Origin of the sequence: Rhodoferax sp. TS-BS-61-7, from assembly GCF_002943465.1 — a bacterium.
GTDB lineage: Bacteria > Pseudomonadota > Gammaproteobacteria > Burkholderiales > Burkholderiaceae_C > Allorhodoferax.
Genome location: NZ_PTQY01000007.1, coordinates 237722 through 252793, shown reverse-complemented (window position 1 = coordinate 252793; position 15072 = coordinate 237722). Strand labels below are relative to the sequence as shown.

The 15072-nt window shown below is 61.0% G+C and carries 14 protein-coding genes; 7 read left to right on the top strand and 7 right to left on the bottom strand.

All coding sequences use genetic code 11. The features are described 5' to 3' along the window. Positions 1–192: 192 nt before the first annotated feature. From C5F53_RS17900 to metK, 4 genes are read right to left on the bottom strand one after another with little or no spacing between them, the layout of a single operon-like run. Positions 193–1965, bottom strand: coding sequence for a glycosyltransferase family 39 protein (locus C5F53_RS17900; protein WP_105262742.1), 1773 nt, complete (start codon positions 1963–1965; stop codon positions 193–195). A 9-nt stretch (positions 1966–1974) separates the two neighbouring features. Next, on the bottom strand, positions 1975–2466 hold the full coding sequence (locus tag C5F53_RS17895) for a GtrA family protein (RefSeq protein ID WP_105262741.1): 492 nt from the start codon (positions 2464–2466) through the stop codon (positions 1975–1977). Beyond that, a complete protein-coding gene (locus C5F53_RS17890; protein ID WP_105262740.1) occupies positions 2463–3704 on the bottom strand; it encodes a glycosyltransferase family 9 protein in 1242 nt (413 codons plus the stop codon). Before C5F53_RS17890 ends, C5F53_RS17895 begins: the two co-directional genes overlap by 4 nt. A gap of 54 nt (positions 3705–3758) precedes the next feature. Next, on the bottom strand, positions 3759–4940 hold the full coding sequence (gene metK, locus C5F53_RS17885; protein ID WP_105262739.1) for a methionine adenosyltransferase: 1182 nt from the start codon (positions 4938–4940) through the stop codon (positions 3759–3761). Positions 4941–5124: 184 nt separating this feature from the next. Between metK and C5F53_RS17880 the strand changes: the two genes are divergently transcribed. Next, the gene (locus C5F53_RS17880; RefSeq protein ID WP_105262738.1) at positions 5125–5958 is read left to right on the top strand and encodes a lysophospholipid acyltransferase family protein; all 834 of its coding nucleotides are present in this window, start codon (positions 5125–5127) and stop codon (positions 5956–5958) included. A 33-nt stretch (positions 5959–5991) separates the two neighbouring features. Further along, a complete protein-coding gene (locus C5F53_RS17875; protein WP_236635428.1) occupies positions 5992–6843 on the top strand; it encodes a lipid A biosynthesis acyltransferase in 852 nt (283 codons plus the stop codon). Here the strand turns inward: C5F53_RS17875 and yihA are convergent. After that, a complete protein-coding gene (gene yihA / locus C5F53_RS17870; protein WP_105262736.1) occupies positions 6837–7571 on the bottom strand; it encodes a ribosome biogenesis GTP-binding protein YihA/YsxC in 735 nt (244 codons plus the stop codon). The genes C5F53_RS17875 and yihA overlap by 7 nt on opposite strands. 70 nt (positions 7572–7641) lie before the next feature. Between yihA and C5F53_RS17865 the strand changes: the two genes are divergently transcribed. The 5 genes from C5F53_RS17865 (at position 7642) to C5F53_RS17845 (ending at position 13560) form a co-directional block, all read left to right on the top strand. After that, positions 7642–8280 (top strand): cytochrome c, encoded by a 639-nt coding sequence (locus tag C5F53_RS17865; protein ID WP_105262735.1) that lies wholly within the window; start codon positions 7642–7644, stop codon positions 8278–8280. A 112-nt stretch (positions 8281–8392) separates the two neighbouring features. Further along, positions 8393–10525, top strand: coding sequence for a cytochrome c biogenesis protein ResB (locus tag C5F53_RS17860; RefSeq protein ID WP_105262734.1), 2133 nt, complete (start codon positions 8393–8395; stop codon positions 10523–10525). Positions 10526–10530: 5 nt separating this feature from the next. Next, the gene (gene ccsB, locus C5F53_RS17855; RefSeq protein ID WP_105262733.1) at positions 10531–11889 is read left to right on the top strand and encodes a c-type cytochrome biogenesis protein CcsB; all 1359 of its coding nucleotides are present in this window, start codon (positions 10531–10533) and stop codon (positions 11887–11889) included. A 44-nt stretch (positions 11890–11933) separates the two neighbouring features. Beyond that, positions 11934–12941, top strand: a complete 1008-nt coding sequence (msrP, locus tag C5F53_RS17850; protein ID WP_105262732.1) for a protein-methionine-sulfoxide reductase catalytic subunit MsrP — start codon at positions 11934–11936, stop codon at positions 12939–12941. A 4-nt stretch (positions 12942–12945) separates the two neighbouring features. Continuing rightward, positions 12946–13560, top strand: coding sequence for a sulfite oxidase heme-binding subunit YedZ (locus tag C5F53_RS17845; protein ID WP_201740890.1), 615 nt, complete (start codon positions 12946–12948; stop codon positions 13558–13560). Positions 13561–13603: 43 nt separating this feature from the next. Here C5F53_RS17845 and lysA read toward each other — a convergent pair whose 3' ends face one another. Both lysA and C5F53_RS17835 read right to left on the bottom strand, forming a co-directional pair. Then, positions 13604–14884, bottom strand: coding sequence for a diaminopimelate decarboxylase (gene lysA, locus C5F53_RS17840; RefSeq protein WP_105262731.1), 1281 nt, complete (start codon positions 14882–14884; stop codon positions 13604–13606). Then, a complete protein-coding gene (locus C5F53_RS17835) occupies positions 14881–15069 on the bottom strand; it encodes a lipoprotein (protein ID WP_105262730.1) in 189 nt (62 codons plus the stop codon). The genes lysA and C5F53_RS17835 overlap by 4 nt, the downstream gene beginning before the upstream one ends. Positions 15070–15072: the final 3 nt, after the last annotated feature.

Below are 15072 nucleotides of genomic sequence, written 5' to 3'. Positions count from 1 at the left end.
TGCGCGCATTGAACGCCTGCTTAACTCCAGACCGCGTGCATGCTTGGGCTTCAAGACCCCTGCTGAGGTACTCTCGGAACTGCGCAACCAATGTCGCGATTCGAACTAGAAATCAAGAAATTGGCCTATAAGCCCCGTAGATACTGCGCAAGCAGCTACTAAATCAGGAGCGAATTCGCACTTGAAACGTGGCTAAGGTGCGCGCACCAGCAGCCATTCGCGGCGGAACAGCCAGTCCTGGGGTTGCCACAGGTTGTCCAGCGTCACCTCGCCGCTTTTGTGGCGGCTCTTCACATGCCAGCGCTGGGCTACCAGCGTGCAATGTGGCAGGCAGCTGGGGGCCTCGTTCAGGTCTTCTTGCAGCCAGACCACAGCGTCGAACTCGGTCAGCAGTTTGTCCAGCCGCTCTTGGGCCGGCATGTCGGGGTACAGCGCACCCGTGTTCCGGCCTTCGGCGTCGTAGGGCGTGATGCGCGCGCCAGGCAGCACAAAGTGAAAACGCTCGTACTGGCCGGTAAACCCATTGGGCACCACCACGCGCTGACCGCGCATCTGCGCCTGCACCGTGGGGCTGTAGCCAGCGGCATCGGTAGAAAGGGGCGCCACCATCAGCGTGAAGCAGCCATAGACCGTCGCGCAGGCTAGCAGGCATGCGTTGCGTACCCAGGTTTTAGAAAGAAATCCGGCTGCAACCCCCGCCAATCCTGCGCTAGCAGCTAGCAAAGTCATAGCAACTTCCGTCGTACGGGCAATCTCCATACTCCCCATCACCCAGCTGATGCGTGCCAACATCACCAGCGCCGGGGCACACACCAGTAGGGTGACCCAGAACCAGACGCGGGGCAGTCGGTCCCACACCAGCGCCATGGCAATGGCCAGGGCTGGCATGGCTGGAATGACGTAGCGCGCTGAGCGCTGGCTGGGAATTGTGAACACCACCAGCCATACCAGTAGCCAGGCCAGCAGCACCCACAGCGCAGGGGACAGCTGCGTAAAACTCTGGCGGCGCACACCGCGCCACAGCACCAGCGCGCAAAAGCCCAAGGCCATGAAGGCCAGCAGCCCCGCGTTCTCGGGGTAGGCCAGCAGCTGCGTCCACATCGGATAGGGGCCTGACAGCGCGGCTTGCCAGTAGCCCATGGTGTTGGACATCTTGCCGGCGTTCTCGGCCACGACAAATTCCTGCCACACCGCAGCCGGGTCCGGGTCCAGCACAAACCACAGCGCAAAAATGCCCACGCCCAGCAGCGTGCTCCACGCCACGCCTGCGGTGGTGCGCAGCGTGGTACGCCAGGCAAAAGGCTCGCTCAGCAGCACTGCGCACCACAAAGCGGCTGCCGCAGGGGCCACCAGCGCAAACGATTTGTAGGCCGCGCCCAGGCCCATTGCCACGCCAAACAAGGTGTAAGCCAGCCATCCCAGTGTGGCGGGCTGTGCCGGCGCGTGATCGCGCACGCGCAGCCACAGCAGCCACCACATGGGCAGCGCCAGCCAAAAGGTCTCGGGTGCCGAGGTGAGGTAGACCCGCCCGTAACGGAAGGTGGAGAAAAACAGCAGGTACAGCGCTGCAGCCAGGCAGGCGGCGCGCAGCTTGCCGGGCGCGGGCGCCATGCGGTGGGCGAAGAAGGCCAGCAGGGCGGTGGTGGCAAAGGTGTAGACGATGCTGGGCAGGCGCAGGGCAAACAGGCTCCAGCTTTGGCCCCAGTTGCCGGCCACCATGGCTTGCCAGATCAGCAGCGGCGGCTTGGTGTTGCGTGTGCCCAGCAGTTCGGACTGCAGTGGCAGCCAGTGGCCGCTCTCTGCCGTCATGCGGGCGATGTGGATGTAGACCATCTCGTCGCCATTGGTCGGGGCGTAGGGGCTGCCCAGGCCCAGCAGGTAGAGTGCTGATGCTATAAAAACAAGAGCTATCCACGCAATATCGGTGCGGGCTAGTGGCTCAAAACGCTTGAAACTTGGCCCCATGGGTGTCGCTCAGTCTTTGGGGCGCTTGAAGGTCCAGCGGTCGTTGGCCAAAAAGTTGCTCACGCTGGCTGCGATGATAGCGATGATGTTGGCCACGCGGTAGTCCATGCTGCCCGAGAGCAGCAGCGTCAGCACATACTGCAGGCCACTGCCAAAGGCAGACGCCGTGACGTACTGCCCAAACTCCATGCCCAGCAAGCGCAGGCTCACGGGTTGTATCTCATCCGCTTCCAGCGTCTTCACGCGGTCAGACCAGGTCCACAGCCGGTTCCAGGTGAAGTTGTTGAGCGTGGCCAGTGCAATGGCCAGGGCCAGGGAGAGGTAGGGCTTTTTGTAGCCAGCTTCAATGGCGTTGAACAGGTATTCGTGGCCCAGGTAGAGCACGGTCAGGTTCACCACCACACCACTGGCGCCCACGATGCCGAACTTGATGAAGCGGTAACGCTCTAGCAGGCCCAGCGCCCACAACACGGCGCGCTGCAATCCGTTCACGCCGCTCATACGCTGGCAGCCTCGGTGCGGGTTTGCAGGTAGGCCAGGGCTTGGTCCAGCACGGGGTCGGGCGCAATACGTTTGAGGCACTGGTTGTCGCCGTCGCAAAAGGTCAGGCGGTGGTTGTAGGCAGACAGGCAGGGGGAGCAGGCAATGCCGCTTTCCAGCACGATGTTGCGCGTACCCAGCGGGCCGTACAGTTTGCCGGTTTCCGGACCGAAGAACACCATGGTCTGGATGGGCGTGACGGTGGCAAAGTGGCCGGGGCCGCCGTCATTGGTGATGAGCAGCTCGGACGCGTGGAACAACATCAGCAGTTCGCGGATGCTTTTGGTGTAACCGGTCAAGTCCAGACAAGCATCGCTGCCGACCTGGGTTTTCAAATCTTTGGCGAGTTGCGCGTCGTCTTTCAGACCGATCAATCCCACCGCAAAACCCGCAGCGCACAGGCCCTGGGCCACGCGCGCGTAGTGCGCGGCAGGCCAGGCGCGTTCGGGCAGGATGCCGCCACCGGCATACATCAGTACCAGCGGACGCTCGATGGTGACAGGGTGGTCGTTTTGCACCTTGGCGCGGTAGGCCTCCAGCTCGGTGGGGCTGAACTTGACCGACAGTTCGGTCTCTACGGGCACGGCCCGGATGGGGGCCGCCTTGTTGCGTGGCGCGCTGCCCGCAGATGCCATCGCGTCCACCAGCGACAAAAACTGTTTGCTGATGTGCTGGTAGGGGTTGTAGGGAATCGCGTGGTTGATAAAGCTGCCGCGGTACAGGCCTTCTTGCGTATGCGGGGTAAAGCCCACGCGCACCGGCGCGCCAGTGCTGAAGGAGAGCAGGGCGCTCACGCGGGAGAACAGTTCACAGTCAATCACTGCGTCCAGACCGAGCTTGCGCATCTTCAGGCTCACGGCCAGGATGTCACGAACCAGCATGCCCCCGGAGCTGTCGTCCAGCGTGTGCATGTTCTCCACCTGTGTCAGCGACAGCAGTTTGGAGACTTCCTGGTTCTTCTTGAGCTGGAGGATGTGGATGGCCGCATGCGGGTATTGGCGGCGCAGCGCGGCAAACATGGGGCCGGCCAGCACGATGCTGCCCATCTCCGAGAGCAGGATCACCAGAATATTCTTGGCGCGGGTGTCGATGGTGGCGGGTGTACCCCACAGGCCGGTGAAGCGAACCCACGTCGAGACCGCACCACACAGCACTTGGCCAACCCAGCGGTCTATGAATCGTTGTGTTTGGAGTTTCATCGGGTTGGCATTGTGCCAGCGGCGCAGGCTTGGCGCCGCTGGCGTGGGTCTGTTTTACAGACCGGCGGCTGCACGCAGGGCGGCCGTCTTGTCGGTGCGTTCCCAAGTGAACTCGGGCTCTTCGCGACCGAAGTGGCCGTAGGCGGCGGTTTTTTCGTAGATCGGGCGCAGCAGGTCCAGCATCTGAATGATGCCCTTGGGACGCAGGTCAAACACCTCGGCAACGATGGCCGACAGCTTGTCATCGGGGATCACGCCGGTGCCTTCGGTGTAGACCGTGATGTTCATGGGCTTGGCCACGCCGATGGCGTAGGCCACCTGCACTTGGCACTGCTTGGCCAGGCCGGCGGCGACCACGTTCTTGGCCACATAGCGCGCGGCGTAGGCAGCGGAGCGGTCCACCTTGGAGGGGTCCTTGCCGGAGAACGCGCCACCGCCGTGGGGGCAGGCGCCACCGTAGGTGTCCACAATGATCTTGCGTCCGGTCAGGCCGCAGTCACCCTGGGGGCCGCCCACCACAAAACGGCCGGTGGGGTTGATCAGGTACTTGGTGTTCTGCAGCCATTCCTTGGGCAGCACAGGCTTGATGATCTCTTCGATGATGGCTTCGGTGAACGAGGCTTTCATGCTGTGCTGGGTTTCGCTCTGGTCTGGGCTGTGCTGGGTGGACAGCACCACGGTGTCAATGCTGTGGGGCTTGCCGTCCACATAACGCATGGTCACCTGGCTCTTGGCGTCAGGGCGCAGGAAAGGCAGGCGGCCGTCCTTGCGCAACTGGGCCTGGCGCTCCATCAGGCGGTGCGCGTAGTAGATAGGCGCGGGCATTAGCTCGGGCGTTTCGTCACAGGCGTAACCGAACATCAGGCCCTGGTCACCGGCGCCGGTGTTCAGGTGGTCGTCGGACGCGTGGTCCACGCCCTGGGCGATGTCGTTGGACTGTTTGTCATAGGCCACCAGCACGGCGCAGCCCTTGTAGTCGATGCCGTAGTCGGTATTGTCGTAACCGATGCGTTTGATGGTGTCGCGCGCGACCTGGATGTAGTCCACATGCGCATTGGTGGTGATCTCACCGGCCAACACGACCAGGCCGGTGTTGGTCAGGGTTTCGGCAGCCACGCGGGACTTGGGGTCCTGCTTGAAAATCGCATCCAGGATTGCGTCAGAAATCTGGTCGGCAACTTTGTCAGGGTGGCCTTCAGACACAGACTCGGAGGTAAAGAGAAAATCGTTCGCCATAACTAGGTCTCCAAAATAAACATCAAGTCGCGTTGCTTGGGCTTTGGAGCTTACAGCGAACGCTTTAGCAGATTCGTCAAAATTTTGACAAGGCACAATGGCGGGCCTTGGGAGGCAAACCAATGTGTGCGTCGCCCTGCAAGTAGTTCTATAACTCAGCGACACTGCCGATTTTAGCCCACCCATGTTCCTGGTTTTCAAATTGCTGTCCTCCCTGCCTTTGTGGCTATTGCACGGCCTGGGCTGGGGGCTGGGCTGGTTGGCCTTTCTGCTGTCACCTACCTATCGGCGGCGGTTTGTCGCCAATGCGCGCCAAGCGGGCTTGAGTGCGGCGCAGCAACGGGCCGCAGTGGGTCAATCTGGAATGCTGGTGGCCGAACTGCCGCGCTTATGGCTGGGCGCCCCGGTGCCGGTGTTGTGGCAGGGGCGTGACCATGTCGAGGCCGCGCTGCAGGGTGGCCGTGGGGTGGTGTTTTTGACCCCCCACCTCGGCTGTTTTGAAATTACAGCCCAGGCCTATGCCCAGGCCTTCGGCCAGCAGGGACGGCCCATGACGGTGTTGTTTCGGCCACCGCGACAGGCGTGGCTTGCGCCGTTGGTGACACAAAGCCGCGCCCGACCTGGCATGGAAACCGCGCCCACCACCTTGGCGGGTGTCAAACAAATGCTCAAAGCACTGAAGGCGGGTCATTGTGTGGGGCTGTTGCCGGACCAGGTGCCGCCGCAATCCCAAGGCGTGTGGGCCCCATTTTTTGGCCAGGATGCCTACACCATGACCTTGTCCGCCCGTCTGGCAGCCCAAAGTGGCGCCACCGTGTTGCTGGCCTGGGGTGAGCGCCTGCCTTGGGGGCAGGGTTACACGGTGCACGTGGAACCGCTGGGTGCGCCTTTGCACCAGGACTTGGCCCAGGCCGCCGGTCAAATCAACGCGGCGATGGAAACGCTGATCCGCCAGTGCCCCACGCAGTACCTGTGGGGTTACGCCCGCTACAAGGCACCGCGTGCTGCGACTTCTTAATCCACGGCGGGCAGAGACAAGATGAGTCGCTGGATGTTGAAACTATTGGTGCTGCTCGGGGCGCTGCCTCTGCCGTTTTTGCGCGGTCTGGGATGGGTGCTTGGCGGCTTGCTCTACCTCTTGGTGCCTTCCCGTCGGCGTGTGGTGCAGACCAATTTGACCTTGTGTTTTCCCCAATGGAGTGGGGCCATGCGCAGGCGGCAATGCTGGTTGACTTTTGTGTACTTCGCCCAGTCCTGGCTGGACCGGGGTTGGCTCTGGCATGCGCCGCCAGCGGTGGTGCAATCGCGACTGCAGCTGCGCGGGGCGCTGGACGCGCTCGCTGGTGATACCCCCACCATCTTGTTTGCACCGCATTTTATGGGGCTGGATGCCGCCTGGACGGCCCTGACCCTGCAGGTGCCGCGCCGCTTTTCGACGATTTATTCGCCCCAAGTCAATGCCACGGTGGATGCCTGGGTGCTGGCCGGGCGGCAGCGGTTTGGCCAGCCAGAGATGGTGGCGCGCCTGGACGGCGCCAAGCCCATCGTCGCGGCGGTGCGCCGTGGCGAACCGCTGTACCTGTTGCCGGACATGAATTTCGACCCGTCCGAATCGTTATTCGTGCCTTTTTACGGGGTGCCAGCTGCCACCGTCCCCTCACTATCGCGGTTTGCGAAATTGGGACGTGCCCAGGTCGTCCCGGTGGTCACGCGCATCACGCCACAGGGCTACACCATCGAGGTGTTGCCACCTTGGCAAGACTTCCCAACGGTGGATTTGGAGGCGGACACCCAGCGTATGAACCTGGAGCTGCAGTCCTATATCGACACCATGCCAGCCCAGTACTACTGGGTGCACAAACGCTTCAAAGACCGCCCAAACGGCGAGGCTTCGCCTTACTGAGCTTCTGGGGCAGTGTCTGCCGGTGATGCACTGGCGGCGCCTTTGGGGTGGGCCCAGGTCCAGAGCAGCTTGGCCACCTCTTCAATGCCTTGGCGCTTGGGTGCGGAAAACAACATCACCTCGCCCCCACCTGCTTGCAGCTTGGTAATGGACAAAATCTTGGCCTGTTCGCTGCGGGTGAGTTTGTCGGCCTTGGTCAGGATGATCAGAAATTTCAGGCCTTCCTGCACCCGGGGGCGGATCACATCGAGCAGGATTTCGTCGAGCTCCGTCATGCCATGGCGTGGGTCGCACATCAGCACAATGGCGTGCAGGTTTTTGCGCGTGACCAGGTAGTTGGCCATGACCTGCTGCCAGCGGATCTTGTCTTGTTTGGGCACCGCAGCGTAGCCATAACCCGGCAAATCCGTCAGCACCGCATCGGTCTGTCCTTGTCTGCCCAGCGCGAACAGGTTGATGTGCTGCGTGCGGCCCGGTTTTTTGGAGGCAAAGGCGAGTTGTTTTTGCTGCGTCAGGATGTTGATGCAGGTGGATTTGCCCGCGTTGGAGCGACCGACAAAGGCGATTTCCGGTACATCCAGTTCGGGCAAAAAATGCAATTGGGGCGCAGTCGTGAGAAAGCGGGCGGTGTGTAGCCAGCCCATCGCCACCGTTTCCGCGGATTTTTCTGCGGTGGGGGCGGGGGGATTGGTGGCGCTTGTGGCGCGTGGGTTTGGTGTGTTGGTCATTGAATGTGAAGGTAAACCCAGTGCCGCATTGTAGAATGGCGCTGTTTTGCTCACCAGACACGACATTCCTATGAAGTTGATTGCACACCTGCTCCTTGCGGCCTCATTCGCGGCTTTCTCTGCGCCTTCTTTCGCAGAAGACGCCAAGCCCGAGGTTGCCAAAGCCGCCAAACCTGACTTGGTGAAGGGCGAGGCCAGCTACACCGCAGTGTGCGCCGCCTGCCACGGTGCGGACGGCAATGCCGGATCTCCGGCCTACCCCAAACTGTCGCAACAGCACCCCGAATATCTGGTCAAGCAGCTACAAGAGTTCAAGGCTGACAAGCGCAACAACCCGGTCATGAAGGGTTTTGCCTCCGCGTTGACAGATGCGGACATGAAAAACATTTCCTACTGGTTGACATCACAGAAAGCCAAGACCGGTTTTGCCAAAGACAAGGCCTTGGTGTCGCTGGGTGAGCGCATTTACCGCGGCGGTATTGCCGATCGCCAGGTGCCTGCCTGCGCGGGTTGCCACAGCCCCAATGGCGCCGGTATTCCTTCCCAGTACCCCCGCCTGAGCGGTCAACATGCGGATTACTCTGTGGCCCAGTTGGTGGCTTTCCGCGATGGCGTGCGCAAAAACAGCCTGCAGATGAGCCAAGTGGCCAGCAAAATGAACGACCGCGAAATCAAGGCTGTGGCGGATTACATCGCCGGCCTGCGCTAAGCCCTATTGTTCGGGGGATAGGTTCTGAGGAACCAATCACCCCGAAACCACCCTAACAGGCGGGTCCATCCCATGATGGCCTGCCTTTTTTTTTGAATTTCTACGGCCTCTCATGACAGTTTCCACCCAGGGTCTTGCGTTGAATTCGGGTTCGCGTGCTTGGCGCTCTGCGGTCGAGTTGTTGTCGTCCATGCGCTTTTCCATCTCACTGCTCACGGTGATTTGTATTGCCTCGGTCATCGGCACCGTGCTCAAACAACACGAGCCCCTGAACAACTATGTGAACCAGTTTGGGCCCTTCTGGACCGAGGTGTTTGGTCTGGTCAGTTTGTACAGCGTGTACAGCGCGTGGTGGTTCCTGCTGATTCTGGCGTTTCTGGTGACCAGCACTTCTTTGTGTGTGGTCCGCAACACGCCCAAAATCTTGGCCGACCTTAAGTCGTACAAAGAAAATATCCGAGAACAAAGCCTGCAGGCGTTTGGACAACGCGCACAGATGGTGCTGGCGGAGTCGGCAGAGCCTGCCGCCCACCGTGTTGGCAACTTACTGGTTAGCGGCGGCTGGCGGGTCAAGCTGCAGCGCCGTGAAACGCCGCAAGGCACCGGATGGATGGTTGCGGCCAAGGCCGGTGCCGCGAACAAGTTGGGGTATATCGCGGCCCACAGCGCGATCGTGTTGGTCTGTCTGGGCGGGCTGCTCGACGGTGATTTGATCGTGCGCGCGCAAATGCTGTTCAATGGCAAACAGGTCTACAAAGGCGGTGGTTTGATCGCAGATGTGCCGCAGCAGCACCGTCTGGGCGAGCGCAATCCGACGTTCCGTGGCAACCTGCTGGTGGCGGAAGGAACGCAGTCCAGCACGGCCATCCTGAACCAGTCAGACGGAGTCTTGCTCCAGGACTTGCCTTTTGCCATCGAACTCAAAAAATTCATCGTGGAGTACTACTCCACAGGCATGCCCAAGTTGTTTGCCAGCGATATCGTGATCCACGACAAGGCGACGGGTGAACGGATTGAGGCGCGCACCGAAGTCAACCATCCCGTGAAATACCGGGGCATCGAGATTTTTCAAAGCAGCTTTGACGATGGCGGCTCCAGCCTGCGCCTGCGTGCCCAATCCCTCACGGGGCGCACGCAGCCGTTTGATCTGGAAGGCATTGTGGGCGGCAGTTCGCAATTGACCAACGAGGCGGGCGCACCGGGCGACCAACTGACGGTGGAATACACCGGCCTGCGTGTGATCAACGTGGAGAACTTTGGTGGCAACCCTGCGGAGGGTATTGATGTGCGCAAGGTGGATTTGCGCGACGCCATGAACGCACAAATGGGCGCGGCCAACAAAACCAAAGAGCAAAAAAACCTGCGCAACGTGGGGCCCAGCGTGACCTACAAGCTGCGGGATGGTGCAGGGCAGGCGCGGGAGTACCACAACTACATGCTGCCCGTGGACATGGGGGAGGGGGTACCCGTGTTCCTGCTGGGCATGCGGGAGACACCGGCCGACACCTTCCGTTACATCCGGGTGCCTGCGGACGACAAAGGCTCCATGGACGACTTTATGCGTTTGAGCCAGGCCCTGTCGAATCCGGCGCTGCGTGACAAAGCCGTGCAGCGCTACGCCGCCAAGGCCGTGGATGGCAAACGCCCGGAACTATCTGCGCAACTCAGTGCATCGGCGGCGCGTGCGCTGGCTTTGTTTGCGGGTGTGCCGGTGGGTGGGCAGACGCCGGCAGTGGCGGGGCTGCAGGCCATTTCCGATTTCATTGAGGCCAACGTGCCAGAAGCTGAACGCAGCAAGGCGGGTGAAGTGCTGGTACGTATTCTGAATGGGGTGCTGTTTGAACTGGAGCAGGTGGCGCGCGAGCAAGCGGGCATGCCGGCTTTTGCACCCGATGCCCGTGGCCAGGCCTTTATGACGCAGGCGGTGTTGGCGCTGAGCGACGTGCCCCTGTACCCGGCGCCTCTGGTGCTGACCTTGGCAGATTTCACACAGGTGCAAGCCAGTGTGTTTCAGGTCGCACGTGCCCCGGGTAAAACGGTGGTCTACCTGGGTTGCGCCTTGCTGATTCTGGGTGTGTTTGCCATGCTCTATGTACGGGAACGCCGCGTTTGGGTATGGTTGGCGCCTGGCCAGGACAGCAACACATCCCAAGCCACCCTGGCGTTTTCAACGAACCGCAAGACCCTGGACAGCGACAAAGAATTTGAGCACCTCAAGGCGCGCTTGTTGGCGTGGAAGGAATAAAAGATATGAACGCAGTTTCCGGTACCCGTAACGAAACTTTGGCTCAGGCATCGGCTGACGCCCTCAGCCTGAACGTAGGCTACTTTGCCCGCCGCACCTGGTTTGACTGGTTGTTTGCAGTGCTGGTGATCGCTGGTGGGTTATTCGCCTTTATGCGTTACGCCGACAGCATGGATGTGTACGAAAAAGGCATTTTGCTGGCGGCTATTCCGTCTGCCATCTGGCTGGCCTGGTTCTGGCGCCCCCTGCAAGTGCTGATGCTGGTGGTGGCCGGTTTATCCCTGGCGGCGGTGTTCTCCTACCAAGGCTCGTTGGATCGGGCCGAGACAGTGTTCTGGCTCAAGTACTTCTTGTCCAGCCAGTCGGCCATTCTGTGGATGAGCATGCTGTTTTTCATGGCCACCGTGTTTTACTGGGTGGGTGTGTTTGCCAAGGGCCGTGCCGCCGGCATCGAGTTAGTGGCGTCGCGTTTGGTGTGGGTGGCCATCACCATGGCGCTGACCGGCACCATGGTGCGCTGGTACGAGAGTTATTTGCTGGGCGCCGACATTGGCCACATTCCGGTCAGCAATCTGTACGAAGTGTTTGTGCTGTTCTGCTGGATGACCGCGGCCTTCTACCTCTACTTTGAAGCCCAGTACCAGACCCGCTCCCTGGGGGCGTTTGTGATGCTGGTGATCAGCGCCGCTGTGGGATTTTTGCTTTGGTACACCGTGGTGCGCCAGGCGCATGAGATTCAGCCTCTGGTGCCCGCGCTCAAGAGCTGGTGGATGAAACTGCATGTGCCGGCCAACTTCATTGGGTATGGCACTTTTGCGCTGGCGGCGATGGTGGCCTTTGCCTATCTGATCAAACAGCAGGCCACCGAGACCCGTTGGTACAAGCTGGCGCCTTTGTGGCTGCTGGGCATCGTGTTGTGTTTTGAACCGTTGGTGTTCCGCCGTTCGGCCAGCGGTGGCATGAGTGATTACTGGGCGGTGTACTTTGGTGTGTCTGCCTTGGTGGTCGCAGGCATTTTGCTGGGCCGCAAGCAAATTGCTGCCAAGCTGCCCAGTTTTGAGATTCTCGACGATGTGATGTACAAGTCCATCGCCGTGGGCTTTGCGTTCTTCACCATTGCCACTGTGCTGGGCGCACTGTGGGCGGCCGAGGCCTGGGGTGGCTACTGGAGCTGGGATCCGAAAGAGACTTGGGCCCTGATCGTCTGGCTCAACTACGCGGCTTGGCTGCACATGCGCCTCATGAAAGGTCTGCGCGGCACCGTGGCCGCCTGGTGGGCTTTGGCGGGCTTGGCCGTGACGACCTTTGCCTTTATTGGCGTCAATATGTTCCTCAGTGGACTGCACAGCTACGGAACTTTGTAAGAGAAAGCACTGTCGGACGACTAACGACCACACGAGGAGTCCCCATGCTGATCAAAACCCCGAGCTCCGGCTTTCACCACCCTGTTGCCAGCGAGATCACCTCACGCGGTGTGTACGAAGAGCGCCGCCGCATGCTCAAACACCTGGCCACGGGTGTGGCCGGGGTCGGTATGGCGCAATGGGCCGCGCGCGAGGCGATGGCGCAAAGCGCGGTATGGGGTGCTGCGCCTGGCAAGTTGGCCGCATTGCCATCGAAAGCCTCTGCCGTGGCAGGGGCCATGGCGATGGAGAAGGTAACCCCCTACAAGGACGCCAGCACGTACAACAACTACTACGAGTTTGGCACCGACAAAGCGGACCCCGCGGTCAACGCCCACACGCTGAAGACCTCACCCTGGTCGGTCGAGGTAGAGGGTCTGGTCAAGAAGCCTGGGCGTTTTGCGCTGGAAGACTTGCTCAAGCTCAGCCCCATGGAAGAGCGCATCTACCGCCTGCGCTGTGTGGAGGGTTGGTCCATGGTGATTCCCTGGGTGGGTTATTCGCTGGCCGAGCTGATCAAGAAGGTGGAGCCGCTGGGGAGCGCCAAGTATGTGGAGTTGGTGACACTGGCTGATCCCAAGACCATGCCCTTTGTGGGTTCGCGTGTGCTGGATTGGCCCTACACCGAAGGCCTGCGTTTGGATGAGGCCATGCACCCGTTGACCCTGTTAAGTTTTGGTATGTACGGTGAAGTGCTGCCCAAGCAGAATGGTGCACCGGTGCGGTTGGTGGTGCCATGGAAGTATGGCTTCAAGAGTGGCAAGAGCATCGTGAAGATCCGCTTCACCGAAAAACAGCCGGGCACGGCCTGGAACAAGGCGGCGGCCAACGAGTATGGCTTTTACTCCAACGTGAACCCCAATGTGGACCACCCGCGCTGGAGCCAGGCGACGGAGCGCCGCATTGGTGAAGATGGCCTGTTTGCCAAGAAACGCAAGACTCTCATGTTCAACGGTTACGAGGCCCAGGTGGGGCAGTTGTACGCCGGTATGGACCTGAAAAAGTTCTACTGACCCAATGGCAACCGTGAATGCCTGCTTGGCCCACCGCGCGGCCAAACCGGCGGTGTTTGTTGTGGCTGCCTTGCCCTTGTGCTGGTTGGTCTTCGCTGCGTTTGCGGATCGCTTGGGCGCCAATCCTGCCGAGGCCTTGGTGCGGGCAACGGGGGACTGGACGCTGCGCATGTTGTGTGTGGTGCTGGCGGTGACACCCTTGCGTACGATGGCAGGTTGGCCTGCGCTGGCCCGGCTGCGGCGCATGCTGGGGTTGTGGACGTTCGCTTATGCGGCGTTACATCTGCTGGCTTACAGCTGGTTTGACATGGGGTTTGACGTGGGCGATATCGCCAAAGACATTGCCAAGCGGCCCTTCATTCTGGTGGGCTTCACCGCCCTGGTGCTGTTGTTGGCGCTGGCCGCCACGTCGTTTAACCGTGTGATCAAGGCCATGGGCGCCAAACGCTGGCAAGCGCTGCACCGGGCGGTGTACCTGGTGGCCGCGCTGGCACTGCTGCATTTCTTCTGGATGCGGGCCGGCAAAAACAACTTCACCGAGGTGGCGGTCTACGCACTCATCATTGCCATCCTGCTGGGTTGGCGTTTGCGCCGGTTTATCAATAAAAACAAGGTCTAGCCCGCATGGTTATTGCGCAAGAAGCTCCTGTTTTGATAGCAAATTAGAGCAGCAACTCACCACGCAACTGGTCTGCCAGGCTGTCGCGTTGGCGAATCAGGTGGGCCTGTGTGCCATCCACCAGAACCTCGGCGACCTTGGGGCGGGAGTTGTAGTTGCTGGACATGCTCATGCAGTAGGCACCTGCTGACAGCACGGCCAGGCGGTCGCCGGCCTGCACCTGCAGGCTGCGGTCGTGGCCTATCCAGTCACCGCTCTCGCACACGGGGCCCACCACGTCGTAGACCGTGCGGTCCTGCACGGTGGCCGTGGCCTGCAGCGGCACGATACGGTGAAAGGCCTGGTACATGGCAGGGCGCGGCAGGTCGTTCATCGCGGCGTCCACGATGCAAAAGTTCTTCTGTTCGCCAGGCTTGAGGTACAGCACCTCGGTCACGCACAGGCCGGCATTGCCTACCAGCGAGCGCCCGGGCTCGATCATCAGCTTGCGCTGGCCAAAGCCGCGCGCATCCAGCTTGGCCAGCAGCTTGGCCCACAGCGCGTCGGCTGCGGGCGGGGTGTCGTCGTTGTAGTTGATGCCCAGGCCGCCACCAAAGTCGATGTGCTCAATGGGGATGCCTGCCGCCTCGATGGATTCGACCAAGTCCAGCATGCGGTCCATGGCGTCCAGGTAGGGCGTTTCTTCGGTGATCTGCGAGCCGATGTGGCAGTCAATACCCACCACCTGCAGGCCGGGCAGGGCGGCTGCGCGCTGGTAGGTGGCCAAGGTGCGTTCGTGTGCAATGCCAAACTTGTTGCCCTTGAGTCCGGTGGAGATGTAGGGGTGGGTCTTGGGGTCCACATTGGGGTTCACGCGGATGCTGATGGGCGCCTTGCGGCCGGCCGCCATGGCCACCTGGTTCAGCACCTCGATCTCGGCCTCGCTTTCCACGTTGAAGCAGCCAATACCGGCGAGCAGTGCCTCGTGCATTTCCGCGCGGGTCTTGCCCACGCCCGAAAAAATGATCTTGCGGGCATCACCACCAGCGGCCAGCACGCGGGCCAGTTCACCACCCGAGACAATGTCAAAACCGCAGCCGGCCTTGGCAAACAGCTGCAAAACAGCCAGCGAGGAATTGGCTTTCATCGCGTAGCAGATTTGCGCATTGCGGCCAGCAAAACCCTTTTGGTAGGCCGCCAGCGCCGCCAACATGGATGCCTTGGAATACACAAACAAGGGAGTGCCGTGTTGTGCCGCGAGTGCGTCGACGGCGCAGTCCTCCACATGGAGTTGCCCTTGGGCGTAGTGAACGAAAGGGTGGCCGGGCAGTGTGGAAGGGTTCATGGGGTGGTGTTGGGTGAGGGTGCGTCGGCGGGCGTCGCGGGGGAGATGGCAGGCGTTGCCGAGGGGCTGCGGGTGGTGGGTTTGGCAGGCAAATACAGCGAGCCAGTCTGGCCGCAGGCGGCCACAGTGAGCACACTGAGGGCAAGGGCAAGAGGTCTGACTAGAATTTGGGCTGCTTTCAACATAAC

Coding starts and splice junctions, on each gene's coding strand:
- C5F53_RS17900 (WP_105262742.1), bottom strand. CDS start 1,965: ATGGGGCCAAGTTTCAAGCGTTTTGAGCCACTAGCCCGCACCGATATT.
- C5F53_RS17895 (WP_105262741.1), bottom strand. CDS start 2,466: ATGAGCGGCGTGAACGGATTGCAGCGCGCCGTGTTGTGGGCGCTGGGC.
- C5F53_RS17890 (WP_105262740.1), bottom strand. CDS start 3,704: ATGAAACTCCAAACACAACGATTCATAGACCGCTGGGTTGGCCAAGTG.
- metK (WP_105262739.1), bottom strand. CDS start 4,940: ATGGCGAACGATTTTCTCTTTACCTCCGAGTCTGTGTCTGAAGGCCAC.
- C5F53_RS17880 (WP_105262738.1), top strand. CDS start 5,125: ATGTTCCTGGTTTTCAAATTGCTGTCCTCCCTGCCTTTGTGGCTATTG.
- C5F53_RS17875 (WP_236635428.1), top strand. CDS start 5,992: ATGTTGAAACTATTGGTGCTGCTCGGGGCGCTGCCTCTGCCGTTTTTG.
- yihA (WP_105262736.1), bottom strand. CDS start 7,571: ATGACCAACACACCAAACCCACGCGCCACAAGCGCCACCAATCCCCCC.
- C5F53_RS17865 (WP_105262735.1), top strand. CDS start 7,642: ATGAAGTTGATTGCACACCTGCTCCTTGCGGCCTCATTCGCGGCTTTC.
- C5F53_RS17860 (WP_105262734.1), top strand. CDS start 8,393: ATGACAGTTTCCACCCAGGGTCTTGCGTTGAATTCGGGTTCGCGTGCT.
- ccsB (WP_105262733.1), top strand. CDS start 10,531: ATGAACGCAGTTTCCGGTACCCGTAACGAAACTTTGGCTCAGGCATCG.
- msrP (WP_105262732.1), top strand. CDS start 11,934: ATGCTGATCAAAACCCCGAGCTCCGGCTTTCACCACCCTGTTGCCAGC.
- C5F53_RS17845 (WP_201740890.1), top strand. CDS start 12,946: ATGGCAACCGTGAATGCCTGCTTGGCCCACCGCGCGGCCAAACCGGCG.
- lysA (WP_105262731.1), bottom strand. CDS start 14,884: ATGAACCCTTCCACACTGCCCGGCCACCCTTTCGTTCACTACGCCCAA.
- C5F53_RS17835 (WP_105262730.1), bottom strand. CDS start 15,069: ATGTTGAAAGCAGCCCAAATTCTAGTCAGACCTCTTGCCCTTGCCCTC.